Source organism: Chloroflexota bacterium (assembly GCA_014360825.1).
Lineage (GTDB): Bacteria > Chloroflexota > Anaerolineae > UBA2200 > JACIWT01 > JACIWT01.
Genome location: JACIWT010000001.1, coordinates 154,322 through 174,675, shown reverse-complemented (window position 1 = coordinate 174,675; position 20,354 = coordinate 154,322). Strand labels below are relative to the sequence as shown.

General features: G+C 56.3%; 14 protein-coding genes. All 14 read right to left on the bottom strand.

From position 1 onward, the window contains the following. Nucleotides 1-303: 303 nt before the first annotated feature. The 14 genes from H5T64_00720 to H5T64_00655 all read right to left on the bottom strand — a co-directional run bounded on the left by H5T64_00720 (nt 304) and on the right by H5T64_00655 (nt 20,345). Nucleotides 304-3,096: a DNRLRE domain-containing protein gene (locus H5T64_00720; GenBank protein ID MBC7262863.1), complete on the bottom strand. Its 2,793-nt coding sequence runs from the start codon at nt 3,094-3,096 to the stop codon at nt 304-306. 204 nt (nt 3,097-3,300) lie between these two features. Beyond that, nucleotides 3,301-5,553: a DNRLRE domain-containing protein gene (locus tag H5T64_00715; GenBank protein MBC7262862.1), complete on the bottom strand. Its 2,253-nt coding sequence runs from the start codon at nt 5,551-5,553 to the stop codon at nt 3,301-3,303. Nucleotides 5,554-5,633: 80 nt separating this feature from the next. Further along, the gene (locus H5T64_00710) at nt 5,634-8,792 is read right to left on the bottom strand and encodes a beta-galactosidase (protein ID MBC7262861.1); all 3,159 of its coding nucleotides are present in this window, start codon (nt 8,790-8,792) and stop codon (nt 5,634-5,636) included. A gap of 159 nt (nt 8,793-8,951) precedes the next feature. Continuing rightward, nucleotides 8,952-9,947: a Gfo/Idh/MocA family oxidoreductase gene (locus tag H5T64_00705; GenBank protein MBC7262860.1), complete on the bottom strand. Its 996-nt coding sequence runs from the start codon at nt 9,945-9,947 to the stop codon at nt 8,952-8,954. Then, entirely contained in the window at nt 9,944-11,011 is a 1,068-nt protein-coding gene (locus H5T64_00700) for a DegT/DnrJ/EryC1/StrS family aminotransferase (protein ID MBC7262859.1), read from the bottom strand. Before H5T64_00700 ends, H5T64_00705 begins: the two co-directional genes overlap by 4 nt. A 21-nt stretch (nt 11,012-11,032) precedes the next feature. Beyond that, nucleotides 11,033-11,485: a hypothetical protein gene (locus H5T64_00695; GenBank protein MBC7262858.1), complete on the bottom strand. Its 453-nt coding sequence runs from the start codon at nt 11,483-11,485 to the stop codon at nt 11,033-11,035. Next, on the bottom strand, nt 11,482-13,320 hold the full coding sequence (locus H5T64_00690; protein MBC7262857.1) for a DUF2079 domain-containing protein: 1,839 nt from the start codon (nt 13,318-13,320) through the stop codon (nt 11,482-11,484). The genes H5T64_00695 and H5T64_00690 overlap by 4 nt, the downstream gene beginning before the upstream one ends. Before the next feature lie 8 nt (nt 13,321-13,328). Then, nucleotides 13,329-13,805, bottom strand: coding sequence for a hypothetical protein (locus tag H5T64_00685; GenBank protein MBC7262856.1), 477 nt, complete (start codon nt 13,803-13,805; stop codon nt 13,329-13,331). Then, the gene (locus H5T64_00680) at nt 13,802-14,752 is read right to left on the bottom strand and encodes a glycosyltransferase (protein ID MBC7262855.1); all 951 of its coding nucleotides are present in this window, start codon (nt 14,750-14,752) and stop codon (nt 13,802-13,804) included. The genes H5T64_00685 and H5T64_00680 overlap by 4 nt, the downstream gene beginning before the upstream one ends. Before the next feature lie 5 nt (nt 14,753-14,757). After that, nucleotides 14,758-15,468 carry a class I SAM-dependent methyltransferase gene (locus H5T64_00675; GenBank protein ID MBC7262854.1) on the bottom strand — a complete coding sequence of 237 codons (711 nt, stop codon included), beginning with the start codon at nt 15,466-15,468 and terminating at the stop codon, nt 14,758-14,760. Next, the gene (locus H5T64_00670; GenBank protein ID MBC7262853.1) at nt 15,465-17,258 is read right to left on the bottom strand and encodes a nucleotidyltransferase family protein; all 1,794 of its coding nucleotides are present in this window, start codon (nt 17,256-17,258) and stop codon (nt 15,465-15,467) included. Before H5T64_00670 ends, H5T64_00675 begins: the two co-directional genes overlap by 4 nt. After that, nucleotides 17,255-18,304: a glycosyltransferase family 4 protein gene (locus H5T64_00665; GenBank protein ID MBC7262852.1), complete on the bottom strand. Its 1,050-nt coding sequence runs from the start codon at nt 18,302-18,304 to the stop codon at nt 17,255-17,257. The genes H5T64_00670 and H5T64_00665 overlap by 4 nt, the downstream gene beginning before the upstream one ends. Next, entirely contained in the window at nt 18,301-19,446 is a 1,146-nt protein-coding gene (locus tag H5T64_00660) for a glycosyltransferase family 4 protein (GenBank protein MBC7262851.1), read from the bottom strand. Before H5T64_00660 ends, H5T64_00665 begins: the two co-directional genes overlap by 4 nt. Continuing rightward, nucleotides 19,443-20,345 carry a class I SAM-dependent methyltransferase gene (locus H5T64_00655; protein MBC7262850.1) on the bottom strand — a complete coding sequence of 301 codons (903 nt, stop codon included), beginning with the start codon at nt 20,343-20,345 and terminating at the stop codon, nt 19,443-19,445. Before H5T64_00655 ends, H5T64_00660 begins: the two co-directional genes overlap by 4 nt. Between the last annotated feature and the right edge of the window lie 9 nt (nt 20,346-20,354).

Below are 20,354 nucleotides of genomic sequence, written 5' to 3'. Positions count from 1 at the left end.
AAGTTTCAAAATAGGCAGATTGCAGTTACTCATTCACAAAAGGATCGGGCGCCTCTCCTCGAAAGGACTACGGGGACCGTTTTGAGAAGGATCGCTACGCCGAGCCAGGAGGAACACTGGGCAATGTAGTCCGAGCACACCACATCGGCGAAGGGCAGACCGCTGTGCCTCTTGATTTGGGTAAGCTCTGCGAATGCATAGTAAGATGACCAATCGTTGTGGATGGTTTCCAAGATACTACCGTCTCTCCGACTCCTATTTGGATCAACGATTCTCCCCCGCTGCAATACTTAATGGCGCGTCTCAGTCAAGTTTGACCACATAGATAGCGTTTAGGATAGGCGCACCTGCCCGAGGGTCAAACCGGATAGTCAGTGTGCCATCGCCGATGTACCCCTCCCAGCCAATCGAGAAGGCACCGTAAAATTCACCTGTGGCAGAGATGCCCCAGGCAGTGGGGTCTACATTGTCTCCAACCAAATTCCCCTCGACATAGACGTCAAATACCCGATATCCGATCGCCTTGTAGTACAGTTCTGCAAACCGGAGTTCCACCCGATACGTGCCCGGAGGCAAGTTCGGGATGCGGTAGGCGTCAAAGGGCTGTGCGGACTCCCAAAACCTCTGAGTCTGATAGAGTGGGTCATCATCCGTGCCAGGAATGGGAATCCTAGCGACCCAATGTTCACCGTCAACGTAGGCGTAATCTGCGCTCCAGCGAGCACCCAGGACGTCCACATAAGGCGCGGTGCTGCCACAATCGATGCGGATCTCAATTGGCGCCTTTTTGATCACCGGCAAGTAGATGTAACTGGGTCCGGGTGTCCGCGTGGCGGTAGCGGTGGGAGAGGGACCAGGGGTATGGGTCTGTGTGGCAGTGGGTGATGGGCCGCTGGTGTGAGTGGGCGAGGGACTTGGAGTAGATGTAGGGGTCGGCGTGTATCCTGGCATCGGGTAGCAGTAAATAGATAGAGTGTAGTTACCTATAGACTCCGGCAGGAGTCCGTCCACAATAATGTAGTATACGCCCGGTGTAACGTTGGCCACTGCTTCAGTCCCCCAGGCCAGGCAATCCTGTGGGTCCGCGCTGCCGAGAATGAAAACATCCAGAGCCTCGGTGAACCCCGTGAGCACGGCTCCTATGGTGACCGTCGGTGCCCAGTCGCCAATGGTAATCGTATACACCACCTCGGGACCAAACTCGTACCCCTCTTTGCAATTATATTGACTTATGACACCCGGTCGGCCGGCATTGGTATCGCGATAGACGCCACCGCAGTACACAGGCACCGGGTCGTTGAACGTGCCGCGTGGGGTAGCGGTGGGTGTCGGTGAGGGACCCGGCGTGTAGGTGGGTGTATGAGTTGGAGTGCCAGTTGCAACAGGCGTGTTTGTCATCGTCGGCGAGGCTTCCCATGTAGGCGTGGGGCCCAGGATAGTCACCTCGCCATTGGTATAGCCGCCGAGGCGATCTACATCGCCTTCATCTTTGACGACCGTTTGTCGTGGTGGCACAAACGAGAAAGCAACCACCGTGGGGGATATTCCCGTCGCCGCTTTGGCTCGCATTCGCACCGTAGCAATTACAAATGTCCCCGAGGCCGGGCTTCCGAGTGTTCCCGCGCCGATGTTGATGGTTCCGGCAGCGTTATCGTACATCTTAACGAGTACGCTGAGCGGCGTGCCATCGGTGATCCCCACCACTTCCAAATAGGCAGGGTCGAAGTCCAGGTAGACGTCTGCAGCCACAATGCCCGTCGTGCCCGCATCCACCCGTATCGCCAAATCAAATTCTTCGCCCACGCTGCGCGTGGTGGCGGCCGGATCTATCGCAATGCGCACCGGTTTCCCGGGCGGGGTCGTGGCGGTAGGCGTCGGGGTGGTGGGCACCGTTGCCGTAGGGGTAGATGTACGGGTAGCAGTGGGCGATGGACCGGTGGTGCTCGTTGGTGACGGGGTCAGTGTGCGCGTAGGCGTGCCCGTCTGGGTCGCTGTTGGTGTAATGGTGGGCACGGTGTAAGCGCCAAAGTTGATGACCACCGTTGAACCAGCCGCCAGCGGGAATACGACAGTATCCACAGTAGTAGAGGTATAGCCGGGCGGGTTCTCTCTGGTCAGTCTATAGACGCCCTGCGAAAGGCCCATAAAAGCGTACTGGCCGTCCGGGCCTGTCCACACAGGTGGATAGCCAGGTACTTGAACCCCACTGACATCGGTCAAGGTCAGCTTGGCTCCCGCCAGCCCAACCTCCCCGTTGTCCAAAATGCCATTTGCGTTCACATCATTCCATACCATCCCGCGCACATCGCCAGTGCTTGGCGTGCTGGTCGCGGTGGGGGTCGGTGTAGCAGTGCGCGTGTGTGTGGGCGTGACCGTGGGAGTAGGGACATAATACGTAACGTCTAAGCGCGGACCATCCGCGCCGGTCTCGCTGCTGCGCAGGCTATAACTCACCGTCGCAGGGGCCCGTCGAATGAGGATCAAACCATAATTGGTGGCTGGATGCGTTACCCACTCCTGCACAAGCGCAGTGATCGGGATATCCAAATAGTTTCCGCCACTACAACACACCGTACCCCATCCGCTAGTGGTCATCTCGCGGTCAGTAGGACCATCGCAGCCGTTAACCTCCCAAGTCTGGTTGACGGCAGGCCAGGACCACGTGACTTCAGTGACCACCCACGGGCGCAGCACGCGGAAAGCGTCCACGGTCAGTGGCGCACAAGGCGTTGGCTCACAAAGGTGCGCGACCATATGCAAGGTAGCCGATGTGACCACTGCGTTCGTCGGAATATAAGGAGACAACTCGAATCGGATTAAGGAGCGGGATTTGATCACATCCTCGCCCACCCAGAGCACCGCTTCATTATGAGCATTGGTCCAACGATTAGAACGTATATAGGTATCACCCACACCCGTGTAACCTGGATTGGGATAAAGCCCGTACTGGAAACTAATAGAGGTAGGTTGCGGCATAGGAGCCTGGGGTGGGGAAGCCTGGGCTCCTCGATCAGAGGAGGGCCAAAGCAACAGGCAAATACCGAGGAACAGCAACATGATCCAGAAGATCTTATGATTGAGGTCATGTACGCGCATATACTCACCCCTGCTCTCTTGGTAATACCGTGTTCTCGGCGCACAGGTAGAGTTGGAGGGGAAAAGGACGCCAGACAAACTTGTATGGTTTCTTCCCCATCTTACTCCAAACACATTCTTTCTTTAGTCCAGCGCCCACCGTGACCGCTGCCAAAGCCAGTTGATATGTTGCACAACGGCGCTTTCCCAGACGGAGTTGTGGAGTTATCGCCAGATGCTCTTGACCATGATGGGAAGGCGAACACGGTAACGCGGTGAGGGTGTGGGTGTGAACGTTGGGGTAGTACCCGCACGCCAGTTGCCAAAGTTCACCCCGGTGGTCGCCGTACCGGAGATGACAACCACACCCACCTCATCACTTGTAGTAGAGGTATAGCCGGGTGGGTTGTCCTCCGTGACCACGTAGTTACTTGGTGCCAGATCCACGAAAGCGAAACGCCCATCGGACTGGGTGGTGTAGGCTGGGCGGAGTTCTTGCGTCTTGGCGCTGTTCCAGAGATGAATGATCGCGCCAGCCAATCCCCGGTTGGCCTCCTCGGGGTCCATGATCCCATTGCCGTTCAGGTCCTCCCACACCATGCCCATAATTGCACCGGGCGGTGGTGTATTCGTCGGCGTGGGCGTGGCCGTGCTCGTGCGAGTGGGCGTGGGGCTGAGGGTGGCCGTAGGCGTCGGCGTGGGCTCATAGTAACTCACCACCAGTTTGGGTCGCCGCTCGGCATAGTCGCCGTAATAGTAATCCGACGAAGCGAACTCGAACTCCTGTGTGTTACCGGTCCCGATCAAGATCATCCCCTGGTTCGTGGCCGGGTTGGCTACCCAGTCGCGCACCATGTTAGTGACCGACCACCCCACGACTCGCTTCTCGCGTGCTGGCAGGGGTTGAAGGGTCTTGACATCTTCGGGGACGCTGGCCCGGTCCGAAGGGCCGTCGCAGCCAGGTACTTCCCAGGGCAGGTCAGGCCTGGCTTGATTCCACGACACTTGGCAGTAAACCCAGTCCCAGGGTTTGAGCACCCGATATACTGCTACATCCAGGGACCAATCCATATTTCTGATGTGGTCGTTTTGCACCAGTTCGAGGGTAGCGGAGACGACATAGGAGCCCCTAGGGATCGAACTGATGTCAAACCTGAGTAGCGGACGCCTCTGGCGAGCGTAATCCACAACCAGCCGGATATCTGTACACCGCCATGTGGGGGGATAGGAATCCACAGTTGTATCCGTCACCCCCACGTAGTCGGCACTGGGACTGACGCCATATTGGAAAGCCACCACCGTCGGCGGGGTAGGTGGCGTCTGCGTAACCGTAGGGGTGGCCGTGTGCGTTGGCGTCTGGGTAACGGTATGCGTCGGCGAAACCGTGGCTGTGGCCGTGCGCGTTGGGGTATGAGTCGGGCCAGTCGGCGTAGGGCCACTGATGACGACTTGGCCATCGGTGGCCGCACCCAGGCGGTCCACGTCACCAGCATCCTTCACCACTGTCTTCCGTGGTTCAGCGAGCGAAAATACCACCCATGTCGCCGCCCCACCTGTCCCGGCTTTAGCCCGGAGGTGCAGCGTGGCCACAGTGAAGTCCGTTGTGACCGGATCGCCGAGGGTCCCGGCGCCAATCGTAATGGTGCCGACGGTGTTATTGTAGTCTTTGGTGAAGACACTCAGCGGCGTGCCATCGTCTATGCCAGTGATCTCCAGATACGTCGGGTCAAAATTCATATACACGTCCACGGCGACCACTCCGATGCCCCCAGTCTGAACCTGGATCTGGAAGTCGAATGTGTCGCCAACGGCAACGTTCCTCGTTTCTGGCTGGAGTAGGATACGGGCTGGCTTCCCTGGTGGTACGGTCGTTGTTGGAGTGGGAGTGCAGGTAGTGGTGGGAGTGGGCCCAGCTGGTGTGGGGCCGCTGATGGCAACCTGGCCGTTGTTGGCTGCCGTCAGGATGTTCACGTCTTCAGCGTTTTTGACCACCGTCCGACGGGGCTCCGTGAGCGAAAAGGCAACGGTGGTTGGCGACACACCCGTCCCGGCCTTAGCCCGCATCCGTAGCGTAGCAACCACAAATGTGCCGGATGCCGGATCGCCGAGCGTTCCCGCGCCGATGGTGATGGTGCCGACAGTATTGCTGTAGACCTTCGTGAAGACGCTCAGTGGCGTGCCGTCGGTGATCCCTACCACTTCTAGAAAAACGGGATCGAAGTTCAGGTAAACATCGGTGGCCACCACACCCTCTGCCCCGGCGTCAATACGGATGTTCAGGTCGAACTCATCACCGACATTGACGCTCGTGTTTGCTGGGTCAATGCTGATTTGCATGGCGGTAGCAGCGCTCAAACCAAAAGAGGTCGGCCATATCAGTAGTACCAATGCCAAGAAAACCACCGCGACGAACACGAAGGCTGACAGATGTAGATGCTCGCCGGAGATATTCACCGCGGGTTCATATTGATTGCTCATCACTCGTCCTCTCTCAGCAGGCCAGCAATGGTATAGCGGAACCTGGCGAGAGCGTCCCAAACTTTACTTCACCAGGTGACTTAAAGCCATTTGCAGATAATTGGAACATATAGTTGGTACTGCAAAGGGGCTGCGTTCACGTGCACCGTGCCACTCTCAACAGTGGCCAAGATATCTTCGTCGCTCGCGTTCTTGACCACCGTTCGACGGGGCTCATCACGGGAGAAGGAAATGACCGTCCCATCCACAGCAGTCTGCGCCCGAGCGCGCAGATGGAGCCTTGCCACTGTAAAACCACCATTGGCTGGCTCGCCAAGGGTAACCGCGCCGATCTTGAGCGATCCTGCCTCGTTATCATATTGCTTGACAATGACTTGCAGGGGAGAACCATCCTCGATGCCCGTTACTTCCAGATAGGCGGGGTCGAAATCCACAAAGACATCGGCAGCAACGGCATCCTGCGAACCGGTATCCACTGAAATGTCCAAAACGAACTCCTGCCCGGCGATTACCGTGGTCTCTGTTGGTAGGAAAGTGATGGTACCGTCGCTTTGGATCGAGACGGGAGTGGTAGCGCTTTGTACAACCAGCGAGCCAGGACACCCGCCCATATTCACCACCCGCGGGCCATCCTGAAGATAATGGTTCCGCAGCAAAATGAAATCGCTCGAGTTGACGCGCTGGTCTTCGTTGAAGTCAGCACGGCCATCGTAGCCCGGATCGCCTTGCTGCTTCAGGTAGGTGTTGCGCAGGATGATGAAGTCGCTGGAGTTGACACGGTTGTCATCGTTGGCATCACCTTCCCATAACGTCCCCATATTGACTGCATTGGCCCCAGCAACAAGGGTCACCGGACAATCGGACCGGGACACATTCTGTAGAGTGTGCCTGTTCTTGACGCGGACGTCATAGGACCCCGGCGGAATGTCAGTGATAGTGAAATTCCCGCTTTGGTCGGTGGTGGGATTGTAAGTGTAGAGTGGTGTCGGGTTGCCCGGTGTATGCAGGGTAACGGTCAGCGGCACGGAGAACGAAGGGTCCGGCGGCGTCTTGGTCCCTCGTTCCAGCGTCACACTCCCGTTGATGGTCGCAGTCGGCGTCGGCGCACCCGCCTTTGACACTTCTACGAAGTGGATGTACTCGTTACCATCGTTGTTGCAGAAAATAGAGAAATCTATGCTAAACGGACCATAATCGGGATCAGTACCTGAATACTGGCGTCCCGCGAAAAGGGCATCCTCCAGGTAGAAGACAGCCTTCTTCCACTGGTGTGAATTGGTCTTCTGGACCCAGGGGTTAGTGCTGCCCATTGGAACGGCCGCCTTGTTGGCATCGGTCTGCGAATCGTAGAGCAACTGCCAGCGATCGGTGCCCGCGTCGTAATAGGTGACAGTGATCGTGGCGGTAGTGAAATTGGTGCGGTTATACATATAGCCATTGTCAATGTCGAAGCGCATATAAGAGTTGCCACTGGCCTGGTCGGTGCGACGCGTCCAACGTCCTTCGGCCACCACACCCAGTGTACCATCACGCACGTGGCATGACTGGTAGAGCGGATCCATGTCGGTGCCAGCAATTTCAACGCCGGAGACCCAGGGGTAGCCACCCAGGTGGCCCCAAGCGCCAGGGCGGTACTCCTGATCGCCATGCCAGATATTGTCACTGGGATCTCGGTAGTCGAACTGCCAACCACAGTTGACCCGGTTTTGATAGCCTGGGCCGCTGATGTAGATGCCATTCACGAAGGGATCGTCACCGCTAGTCTTGATGAGATCAATGTTCAACTGGCCATCAGTGACAACGATGCCGGGGAAATCCAACACCAACGCCTTGCGCCACCCTCCGGCGGCTGCTACTACATCGAGATTCGACCGGACTATATTGCCTTCAATCACAATATTGAAATATCGGGCCCCAGTACCACTGTAATACAATTCGGCAAAGTGCAGTTGCACCGTGTAGGTGCCGTTGGGCAAGTCAAATTTGTAGCCGGTGGAGGGATCCAATATCGGCTCTGACTCACCACAGACTTTGACAGTTGTGCCATTGGCTGCCGAGTCGAACTGCCGCAGCCAGAATTCGTAGTTGAGGGGATCGCCGCCAGTGCAGTTCCCCCGCAGTGCCGCCCAAACGCTAGGAGTATTCTGGATCGTGACCCCGCTATAGCGCTTCATGAACTCCAGAGGCTCACGGTATGCGGGTATCTGGATCATATCCCGGGTGAGGGCGAAGTTATCGGCGTGAGCAGACAGGCCCATATACGTGGCAAATAACATTTCAGAATAGCAGGTAACATAGTTGCTATAAGTTTCCCAAGCGATGGGCACCGTAGTGCTGTAAGTGCCGTAATAATGCATCAGCCGGTAGTTGATGGGGCAGCAGTGGTCGGCCATAAGGCCGTTGTGTCGCAAGCCCACCCCGCGATCTGCAGCGTATTGCGAGAACTGGTAGCGTTCCGAGGGCCCCATATAAGTGGGCCCGATGTCCAAGAACAGCGGGATATTGAGGCCGCGACTGAGGAAAGCGTCGCGGTAAGTCTGGGTGCACCAGTTCACGTATTCCACCCATTCCGCTGAGGTCAGGCCCAGGTTGATCTGATAGAACTGATAATCGGGCAATTCCGAGGTCCGTTGAGCACTAGGCTGGGTTTCGCCGCTCATGCCCACGCCCATAGACACCCAGGCCACGCGGGCGCGGACGCTGGGGTTATCCGCCAGCCACTGGGCAAAGGCGTTGATGAAGCGGCTGTAATAGTTGCGATAGTTAGTGTCCTTGTAATTGGTGACACGATATGTCTCGTCAGTTTGCCGCCGCGTGTTGATAGGCGCAACGCTAGGGTACATCGAGATCAACCACTCAGGAACTTGGGTGCCGTTGCCGGGGCCCGCGGGCACCACATTGCCATGCTCGTTGTAAGTAGTGAAGCCGATGCCCACATACTTGCCGTGGGTCTGCTCTTGACCGATCCAATATGCTATGCCATCCCAGTTGAAGGAGTTGTTAGATGTCTCAATGTCTTTCCAACTATAGCGCCTGTAACCACCTATGACTGGATAAAGGCCAGGGTCAAGACCATGAGAGGGATCGTCGTACTGGATATAGATGCCGTTCGTCGGTACGAATTCCGGTGGCACCCGGGCCAAGACGGGCCCCGGTATTACCATAGCCAAAAGCATCACACCAAAGACAGCCAGCACCACAGCCACAATCTGCTTTCGCTCTTTTATCCCAACACGCATGCAGTGTTCAAGCCTCCTCCACTTGGTTTAGACTTCATCTTATCAGACGGAGAACGGAGCAGAGGGATACGGGTGGAGCAAATGGGGATGTTGGCACCTCCAGCCCCGCTCATCGGGGTGCAGCAGTCCACGCACAGGTTCACACGGTCATACAAAGCGTCAATCCAGGAACACTACTCGGTGCTCTCGTCCGGAGCAGAGCAATGCCTGGGCTAAGAGTACAGCGCGCAACGCCTCCTCCCCACCCACCAGCGGAGGCCTGCCTTCCACCACAGAGCGCACGAAATCCTCTAATTCGGCTCTCAACGGCTCCACCCGTCGAATGTTATGTCGAATCCTGCGCCCCTCGCTCACCCCCATGATGGCTACCAGCCCTTCCCAGTTTCCATTCAGGTAGTCGTTCTCATAAAAATAGAGATCCTGAGTGAGGTAGTTGACCAAAAACATGCCTTTCTCGCCGATCAGGGAGAGTTCGCGTATCTTGGCGGGCGTCAGCCAGTTGATATCCAGGATGCCCACGCAACCATCGCGGAATTTGATGATGCCCGTAAGCAAGTCCTCGTGGGCAACGTGTATCTTACGCTCCGTCTCGGCGTACACGCTCTCTGCCCGTGACCCAGTCAGATATTCCATAATATTGAGTTCATGGGTAGCCAGGTCAATCACCACGCCCACATCTGAGACCCGGGGCGGAAAAGGACCCACGCGTCGGGCATGGATCTGGAAAATACGCCCCAGTTGCCCATCATCGAGCCGCTCTTTGAGGGCCAGAATCGCGGGATTAAAGCGCTCGATATGTCCAACGCCCAATGTAATGCCGTGCTCCTTGGCAGCGTCAATAATCGCCTGACCATCCTCCACCGCCGTAGCGATGGGTTTCTCCAAGAATACATGCATGCCGCGGGCGATCACGTCTGTCGCCACCAGGCGGTGCAAATGAGTGGGCACAGCCACGGAGACGATGTCTGGCTTTTCAGTGTCAAGCATCTCGCGGTAATCCTGATAAGCACGAGCACGGTAGGTACGTGCTACCCGCTGGGCCGCTTCCAAGTCTGTGTCGGCGACGGCGAGCAGATTAACATCCTCCAGTTCTGCGTACACTCGAGCGTGGTTACGCCCCATCATGCCCACACCAATGACCGCTGCGTTGATCATAGTAATTCCTCCACGGCTCGTACGATGGTGGCCAAGTCATCAGATGTCAGCGCTGGATGAACAGGCAGGGAGAGCACCTCCGCGCTGGCTTGCTCCGCCACTGGAAAAGAGCCCTCGTAGCCCATCTCAAGGTACACGCGCTGCTTGTGCACCGGAAGCGGGTAATAGATCATAGTGCCCACACCGCGTTCGGCCAGCCCTTGAATCCACCTTTCTCGAGGGGCAGGCACCCGTATGGTATACTGATGGTAAACGTGCCGGTGACCAGGTCGCACAACGGGTTTCACCACACCTTGCAAATGCCGGTCCAAGTAGGCGGCATTGGCTATGCGCCGCTCATTGAAACTATCCAATTTCCCCAGTTGGACCAAACCAATGGCTGCCTGGATCTCGGTCATGCGGAAATTATAGCCCACAGCCTCATGGTAATACCGGCGACGCTGGCCGTGATTGCGTAATAAGCGCAGCCGGTCTGCCAGATCGGGATCGTCAGTGGTGACCATGCCACCCTCACCAGTGGTCATATTCTTGGTGGGGTAAAAAGAGAAGCAACCGGTACCAAATGTCCCGACCCGCTGACTGTTCACCTCCGCACCGTGGGCTTGACAAGCATCTTCAATAACAACCAACTTGTGCCGCCGCGCGACCGCCATAATGGTTTGCATATCGCAAGGGTTGCCGAAAATATGAACCGGCATGATGGCCTTTGTCCGCGGCGTTATAGCCTCCTCAATAAGCACTGGATTGATATTGTAAGTATCAGGCTCGATATCCACAAAGACAGGGCGCGCCCCACAGAAAAGGATCGCGTTGGCCGAAGCGATGAAGGTAAAAGGTGAGGTGATGACCTCATCTCCGGGGCCAATCCCGTGGGCCAGTAAGGCGATGTGAAGTGCCGCCGTGCCGCTACTTGTGGCGACAGCGTATTTCACGCCCAGCCATTCGGCAAAGGATCTTTCGAACGCCTCCACCCGCGGCCCTTGCGCCAATTGGCCTGAGCGCAACACTTCCAAGACCGCCTCCTCTTCCTCTCTCCCCAGCAATGGCTGGGCAATGGGTATCATAGGCTCTTCTCTCCTGGGCAGTCACTCCAGGCCCGCGAGATACTCGCGGATGACTTCATGAATACGACAGTCCGGTTCCTCGTAGCGTTCAAATGTCATAGTCTCCGCTCGTTGGATGTCTTCCAACAAGTTATCTATGTCGCGACACCAGAGCAGGTAGCCCTTCTCAGCAAACAAAGTCAATAAATGTTCCTGATGACTGTCGTAAGTGGTAGGATTGTTCACACAGACCAGCCGCTTGCCTGCGTGTAAGGCCTCCACAATGCTACCTAACCCACCGTGGGAAACCACTAATTCTGCCTCTTCATAATAAGGTTCCAACGAGGGCGCAAAGCGAAAGAAGCGACAGTTGCGCGGCTCGTACTGGCCCAAGCCGATCTGAATCACTACCTCATCGCCCAATGCCGGCGCTAACTCATCCATGCGACGAACCAAAAGGTCGAAATCAGTTGAGCCAACAGTGACAAATATCATCGCCCCACCCTACGATACACAGCCACCCCATCCTCACGCCAAACCAATTCCAGCCCGCGATAAACCTCACCATATTGGGCATTGGCCCAAACGTCCTCGTAGTCATCGGCAGCACGTAAGAACAACTCGTGCCCGCGCTGTGCCCGTACCCAGTGAATGTCCACCAAGTGATACTCGGCGAAAAAGGGCGCACCAGTAGGCTGCTGTATATAATGGCGGTCTGCAAACCGGGCGGTCATATAGTTAGGCACAGAAACTGAAACTCTCGGCGGAATGATTGCTACCGCGTTAACTTGAGCCGTGTAATACGGCGCGGGTTGATATTCATCCACGCGCAGCCAATATGACGCACATGCGAGCGTTAATCCGAGCACAACAAGGGACAGGTAAGCCACTCGATTTGGCAACCGCAACACGAAACTGGCCCGGGTTATCGCGTCCACCGTCGCAACATAGAAAAGCGGGCCAAAAATCACCGACTCCCAGGCCCGCACGCCCACTGAACCTATCTGCGTGATTAAGTTCAGCCCCAATGCAGGCAATGCAAACAGCCCTACTACGCTGAGCGCCGGAAGAACGAGCCCGAGCGGCTGCAGCATCTGGTAAACAAAACCCAATTTTCGGGCTGTAAATACTGCCCGTGCAAAATCCACGGGCGAATACACCATATAGCGTATCACATCTCCTGGTGTTTCTCCAAACTGGCCGAAGACTGCATTCGCTCGGCGATGCACCTCCTGACCAAGTTCGGTCGGTATCACCCAGGCAAAGGATAACCAGAGCGATGCCACACTGAGCAAGAGCGGGATCACCACCCAGGGCCATCGGCGGCGACGGAGAAAAGCGTAGGGCGCAAAGACAAATGCAGTGAGGGCTATGCTTTCTTTTACCCCCAGGCTATACAGAAGTGTCACTACAAACCATCCCAGATGCTCTCGCTCAAAGGCCCAGAAGGCCAGCAAAAGGAATAACGGCAACATAGTCATCTCGTGGAAATTCGAGACGGCGCGGTAAGTGACGGACGGATACAGCAGATAGGCCACTGTCAGTGTCAACGCGGCAGATACCCCCAACCGCTTGCGCGCCAGGGCAAAGAAAGGGATCGCCGAGAGACTGATCAAACCGGGGTTGAGCAAGAGGATAACCCGAGGGTCTGGCCAGAAGGCATAGATGGGCAAGAGCAGCACTAGCGCTGGCGAGTTATGCACCCCAAAATGGCCGACCCCCTCAATGGTATTATAGAAGAAACCCTCGCCTCGTAAGGTATAACCCATACTCTGCCAGATAGTAGCAACATCGATGTTGCCGAGCGTGAATACTGTCCACTTGCGCCAGGAGAGGAGCATGCACGCTGTCACATAAAAGCCCACTAGCATAATCAGACAAGCACGCCCGCGTTGTTCGAGGAATGCGTTCCATTCTCCCAAACGTTCAGAGAAAAGCACCACCTTCAGTCCCAACCAGGTTAACAAAGAAACCAATAAGATATAAAATCGTGGCCACGATGCCAGGGCGGGGTGGTCACCGCCCATGAGATAAACGGGAATAAACAAAATAGGGCCAAGCCAGATCGCGTAACTCCAGGCATCAAGTGCCAGGGCTCTGGTTAGGTCATGCCCACGCCTCGAAAGCCACAGTCCAGTGATAATCCAAGCCCCTAACGCAAGCGTGGCTCCCGAAAGTATCGCTACGAGAGCGGTCGGCCACCACTGTGCTCTCTCCAGCAACGATGACGAAACAGCCCAAAATAGGCTTGCCCCCGCTCCAGCGAATAGGACCGCCAATCCATGGGACCATGTATTACGCAGCGCAGCTCTCAGACTTTGGCTGTTCATAACTCTTCTCACCAAAGCCGACCTGCATAAATCGCCCTCGGGTACTTCGCCTGTAACTCCGGCCACTGCACAAAGAAGAGGTCTGCCCAACGATACAGGATGCGTCCGCTGGTGGACAGTTCGTACACGCGCGAGCCAGTCTCAACGAATATCACCTTCGCGCCCAGGAGTTTGCCCCAAAATGATACCGGCACTGCCGGGCCCGGACCGCTACTGATAATCGCCCGTGGCCGAACGATCAACAGCACGACCAAGGATTGTAGCGCTGATAATAGCGTCCGCGCCACTTCAACCAAAAGGTTTGCGGTCTTCCAGCGAGGACGGGTCACTTTGTAAACCGGCCCTGGTATGCGGATCTTCTGGGGCGAAAGTTCATCGTTGGCTGCCACTAAATAACTGTACTCGTATCCTGGCCCCAACAAATCTACCAAACGGATCATTTCCTTTGTGTGTCCGCCGGAACCCAACACCACGAGGACTCTCATCGCTGCCTCCGCTTTGCCAGCGCCTCCTCATACAAGGCGACCACACCGTCAATAGTGGCTTCCACATTCAGATGATGTATCCGCTCTCGTCCATCCGTCCGTCGCCCAAAGGCCAATGCCTGCCGCAGTTTGGCCGCCATGTCGACGGGATCCCGCTGACAAATATAGCACCCCTCGGTGTTGCCAATAAGATCTCGAACATCGCCCACATCCACCGAGACAATCGGCAGGTTGCAAGCCATCGCCTCCTTCACCACCACCGGCGAGCCCTCGAATTCTGACGCCAAAGCCAACACGTCACAAGCGTTCATGTAGTGTGGAATGGTTTCGTGAGGCAAACCGCTGGCCACGACCAATTGCACGCGTTCACCTGCTTGGCGCAAGATATCCACTGCTCGCTCGATGATATCCACCCGTTTCTCCGGACGAAGCAACCCTACGTAAAGCACGAGTTTTCGATCCGTCGGCAAGCCAAGTACCCGCCGTGCTTCTTCTTGTGGCCCGGGTGAAAACAGGTCCAGGTTTACACCGCAAGGGATAACCTTTGCCCCCGCGTAGCCCAGGTCATGCTTATGATACCTTGATGTTACTGCCACGCCATCCACAAGGGGTGCGAGTAAGCGACAAAGCACCCCAGTCCAACCTTCCATTTCGGCCGCGCCGTGGAAGGAGACAACGAGGGGGTAGCGAAACTGGGTCCGTGCCACGATCCCCGAGAAAACGTAATGTGCGTGCAAAATATCGTAATCGTGAGTCAGAACCTGCCGCCACAATCGAAGAGTGCCAGGTAGATAACTCCACCAGCGCCGTTTCCCGCCCACCAACAACACATCTACCTGATAGCCTCGGGCGCGTAATCCCTCCACCTGGTCACGAATAAAGGTCCCATGGTCAGGATTCTGTGCATCCGGATACATGTTCGTGACTACCAGCACACGCAGGGACATTTTCCTCACCCTGGCATCATATAGCCGCCAACGATTACATTGCGCAACCAATAGGGTCCTAGAGATTGCACAGTACGGCTATAAAGTAACCCAAACATATACGTGAGGCGAGTGAACGCCAAATACTCATAGGTCTGGTCCACGGTATACAGACACCGTCGCACAAAGCCAACCGCACCTAGGGCTCTATCCAGGGCGCCAGGTGTATTGCACCGGTAGTGCGTGGGGAAAACTTGGGCCCTATCGGATCCGCTCGCCCCCTTCAGGCGTCGATGCAAATTTACCGACGTTAAGCGAGAGATGAATATAGCCGGAGTATACAGAGACGGTGTCTTGAAAACCAGATAGCCTCCTGGTCGAAGCACACGGGCGATATCGGCAAAGACACGGGGAGGGTCAGCCAGATGTTCGATAACGTTGTAACAAAGCACCAAGTCAAAACTTGCATCGGAAAAAGGCATTGCGGCCAGATCGCATTGCACAAAATTCTCCACCGCCTCATCTCTCGGCTGCTCGATATCCGCGCGCACCCAACTGGCAATGCGATCCCGGTAAAGTTCCAGTATCCATGTCCCGCGACCACTGCCCGCATCGAGCACTCTTGCGCCTGGGCGAAGAATGTCAGACAAAAGGCCCTTCAATTCGCGGAAGACACGCTCTTCCAATGCGGGGTAATATCGTCGCTGGAGGATGAGCCGGGTCGGCAGGTCTATCATGGCGCCACCCCCTGATCTGGCCAGCGCGTTCCCCACATCCATTGGCGTGGGTTCTTCAGGAAAAGCCCGTTTAACACGGTACGGAAGTGGTTCAAATAATGGCTTAACACGTCATAGGTCAGTTCGTCGGCGACGGCAATGCGCTCACGGCTGGCGTCTACCACACACAGATCGTATCTCTTGGCTAAGGCAAGGTAGGCCTGCCGCTGCCGAGCCATAAAATCAGCGGGCAAGTCATCGGCAGACCGCTCCGAGGCGATCTCTGGTGGCAGGTCGAGGACATATCCTTTCGCTGGACGCGGGCTGAGAGCCAAAAGTAAGCGAGCAGGCAGGCTATTCAACACGGCCTCATCCTCAAAGTAGGCTGTCCACTCGGCCAAGGCGTCATAAACGTAGCGGTCGCAAATCACCACCCAGCCCATCAAAAGCGGGATTCTGGTCCGCAGAGTGTACTGTCCAAGCAAGTCCACTGCCGTTAGCCAGGCCCAGATATGTCGCACCCAAGGAGAGCGAAAAGCGTGCACCCGTGCTGCTATGCGATCGCTGTTCGGTATCCCGCGATGCGCATCTCTCCCTCGCAGCCGCTTCCCCAGTCTAATCGCCGCGGTCATCAGCGATGATGACCCACTCCGACTCCACACGTATCGCGTCCGGATGTGACAGCCACCGAAGGCTTGTTCCAACACCCGCGCGTGACTCGTTTTGCCAGCGCCATCCACCCCGCTCAACGTAACCAACATAGCCCTCTGATCCATGCCTTTGTAGCGCATCCGCACACCATAGCCCGTATGCACCACAGCGTCCCACAATTTACGCCGGAAATCGCGCTGCGGGTCACGGAATATCTTGGCGTAGAAATAACGCTTACTGAGAACGAAGGGGATGCGCAAAGGCAGTTGCGGCTTGGCTATTTCAAGATGCCGGGCCAAACGGTTTCGTTGACCAGGAGTCTGAACCTCCCAAGCCCGTGCACTCAATGTCTCTGGCAGCAATGGCTCACTCGTCAGGCGTCGGTGTAAATGATCCACGAACAAGAGCGATGCGCCTAGCCCATCCGCCCATCCCCGACTTGCAGCCATGTTGTACATATAATCCCAATCGAGTTCATACGTACGCAAACAATGGACCACCTTGGCCCAATCCAGCAGTTTGACCTCCTTATCCTCATAAAAGAAATGGGCCAGAGTAGTTAGTAGACCGTCCTCAGGTGAAAGTACTGCTACCAGCGGGTCATCCGCAGAAAGACGGGAGTGCGCCAGGGCGGGGCCTACATTGATGAAAGGCACGATCCAGCCGATGTGCTCGTGCAGGTGAATGCCACAAACCTCCGCTCCGTCAGAGAAACGGCGGTACAAGTACTTATGGGGCTCCTCCACACTGCGCAGTTCGACGAAGCCCGCGCCTCGCAGGATTTCCTGTGCTTCCTGCGAATGCTCCATCGGTATTAACACATCCAGGTTGTCACTTTGATATGGGAATGATGGCGCGGGTCCAAGTGCCTTGATGAAGACGTGAGAGATTCCCGCCGCTGCCCATCGTTCATGAACCGGCGCGTATCCAGCGCGCTGTTGGTGCCATCGTTGCTGGTCGGCTGCAATGGCTTCGCGCCAAGGTGCGCTTAAGGGTTCACAGTGCGCAAACCAGAGGAGGGGGATCTTGTTGCGGCGCAACTGGGGGAGGATCATTTCAGCGTCTGGCAAAGTCCGACCTTCCGAAAGAATGCCAGCTACGGCATCGCGGACTAAGTCAACGGCTGCTTGCACTTCGTCCTTAGGCCAGAACTCATTCACGCCGCTGCTCCATCCCCCATTACCAGGTACAGCAGCCGCCGCATCGCCTGCGGCCAATCGTGCGGCAACACTTTCGCTCGTGTGGCTACTCGCGCCAAGGCGCGCGCTGCCCTTAATTTGCTTTCCAACTGGCCGCAATCGTCCAAGTAGAACAGGCCCTCACCCTCAGAAAAAAGGGCCGGCAGCCCACCATAGCGCGTTGTGATCACTGGCAGGTTACAAGCCATCGCCTCCAGCACAGAGAGAGGCACCTCGATGGCTGAACGATCATCGGTAGTCAGAAAGAGATAGCAATCAGCCAAACGGTAAATCTCCTCAATGCGCGAAACGTATTCCCGGATGATGAGTATGCCCGCATCTTGCAGTCTTTTGGCCAGAGTATCATTTTGTATTGTGCTCGTACTGCCCACCAGAATCACTTGCACCCCATCGCCCTGCAGATCCTGCAGGATTTCCACGCCGCGTTCCTCTTTGATGTGCCCAACGTGGAGCAGTACCCAGGCGTCTGGAGTCACACCATAACGGTAACGCAGTCTTTGCTTTTCGTCGCCGTCCGCCGGCGAAAAGCGGCCAATATCCACGCCGGGTGTCCAGAGCAGCGCTCGACAGCCCAAGGCTCGCAATTCCGCTACCGTGTGTGGCGATGTGGCTATCACGCCACTGTTTGGTGTTAGATGACGTAGTGCCAACCTTGTGAGTAGGCCATAACTGCGTGGCTGGAGTGTCACTAGAACCGTCCGGGCTCCGCCAGCATACGCTTGCAACACCCGCGCCCGCAAAAAACTGGCCAGTGTAGCGCACGCTCGTGGGATGTAAAGCACTAAGTCGGGGCAGGCGCATTGTATCCGTCTCTGCAACTCTGTACTCCAAAGAAGTCGGTTGGCTGGCACATTAGTGACCGATGGGGCGACGATATTATGTCCACTTGTTGTCAGGATCACGATTTCGTGCTCAGTCATCAATGCCGATGCCAATTGTATCGCGACGTTTTTGATTCCCTCATCAAAGGGCGGCATCAAGCCCTCAGAGAAAAGACACACCTTCACAGGCTCTTCACCCCAGCGACGATCTCGTAGACCTGGCGATACTTATGGGCCACTTCCATGAGCCCAAAGCGACCCCGCGCCCGTGCTTTGGCCTCGCAACCCATACGCCAGCACAAATCACGGTTTTCTAAGAGACAGAGCATCCTCTCCGCCATCGTCATCGCATCTCTGGCTGGGAAAAGAAATCCGGTCACGCCATCTTCGACGAGGTCGGCGATACCCCCCACCTCCGTGGCGACAACCGGCACGCCAGCAGCCATAGCCTCTATGATGGCCATCGGCGCATTCTCCTGCAAAGATGGCAATGCGACCAGCGCACATTCTCCATACTCGCTGAAGAGTCGTTCTCGGTCGAGCAATCCCAGAAACGTTACAATATCCTCTAATCCCTTCTCTTGGACAAAAGCCCGCAGCACTCTCTCGTAACTGCGGCTAGTCGTGCGCCCAGCTAAATGGACGCTCAGCGAGGTACCCGGGCACCGTTCACGCAGAAGAACTACCGCCTGCAAAAGCGTCAGTATATCCTTCACCTCAGTGATGCTACCGACAAATAGGACACGTCCCGGCACCTCTCTCCGCGCAATGGCGAAGAAGTCGTCAGGCAGAGGATTGTCTATCCTATGCCAATGGGCTTCCGTCCAGCCTTCATACTCGTGCATCACATAAGGGCTGATGGCGATGATGTGTCGCGCCTCCTGAAGTGCTCGCTTGGCGTAGTAGGATTCCACAGCGAAGCGCAATCGATCGAAGGGGTTGTTTCTATAAATGCTGGCCTCGCGATGGGTCACGCCATGAACAGTATAGACCGTCGGGTAACCTGACTGGAACGCGGCGACGGCGTAATGCGGCGCGTGGGCATTCACCACGTCAGGTTGCAACTGCCTCAGCGCTTGCGTCACACGCTTCACTGCTAGGATGGTATTAGGCACTACCCGCCGGCGCGGCATAGTCATATAATGCACAGTCAAGTTGCCCTCAGACTCAACACGGTTTGCAGGCACCTCCGAGTGACAGTGAAAAACGTGAATATCGAGATCATCAAAGTGCCGCAACCCTTGCACCAGATTATAGGCCACGGTGCGGACACCGCCCGGAATGCGCATTACATCTACAGGGTACGGGGTTACCAAGGCGACCTTCATGCTCCCTCAACCGGCAATTTTTGGATACAAAAGGTCAGATCGGGTAACAAGGCCACGATAGGTATATGTAGCCATCGGCAGATTGTGGTCTCCAAAACATGCATGAGAGCCACGTACCCCCCCTTGGCAAGTAGTCGCAACCTGCTTTGCCGTCGCCTGAAGTCGAAATGAGCCTCGATCTCATCCACCCCGCTCGGCTTCACGAAACGATAGCACGAATTATCAAGGCCGCTGGTGATCTCCCATACAGTAACTCCACGAATGCCCCGTAACACCAGATCGTGCTCACTCTCAAGGGGCTCAACTCGCCTGCGCCAGATGGCATAACGCCGTGCCAGAGGCAGTGGCATCCACGGGACCCACCATAGCCGCGTGGTGTGGGCGTCGTAAGGGAAAAGACGATTGGGCGTCTCGGTGACATAGAGATAACCACCGGGTCGCAAGGTGCGCCATATTTCACGCACATGGGCCGAGCGTTGGGCTGGCGGGATATGTTCCAGAACCGCATTGCAGATACAGACGTCGAAATAAGCGTCCGGGAATGGCAACTGTGTCGTGTCTGGCACATGTAGGATCTGCACAAGACCCGATAGGCCGTCTTCACGGACACGCACTTGACCCGCGGCTGCCAAATTCGCATCAGGTTCCACCCCAATGACCTCGGCTCCCAGCCAGCCGTAGGCCACCGAAGAGGCCCCCGCACCACATCCGAAGTCCATCACCCGCTTACCACGCACGTCTAAATAGCGCGTGATCACCTCTTTCTCTCGCGCGTATATCTTGTCCGCGCGCTCCAGTTCATCGCGAAACCAGATGCCAGGTTTCAACGGGCGGATGGCCACCGCGAATTCATTGTAGCGCGTTTCGAAAACCTGACCGCGATGATCGCTCAGAAGCACTTTATCATC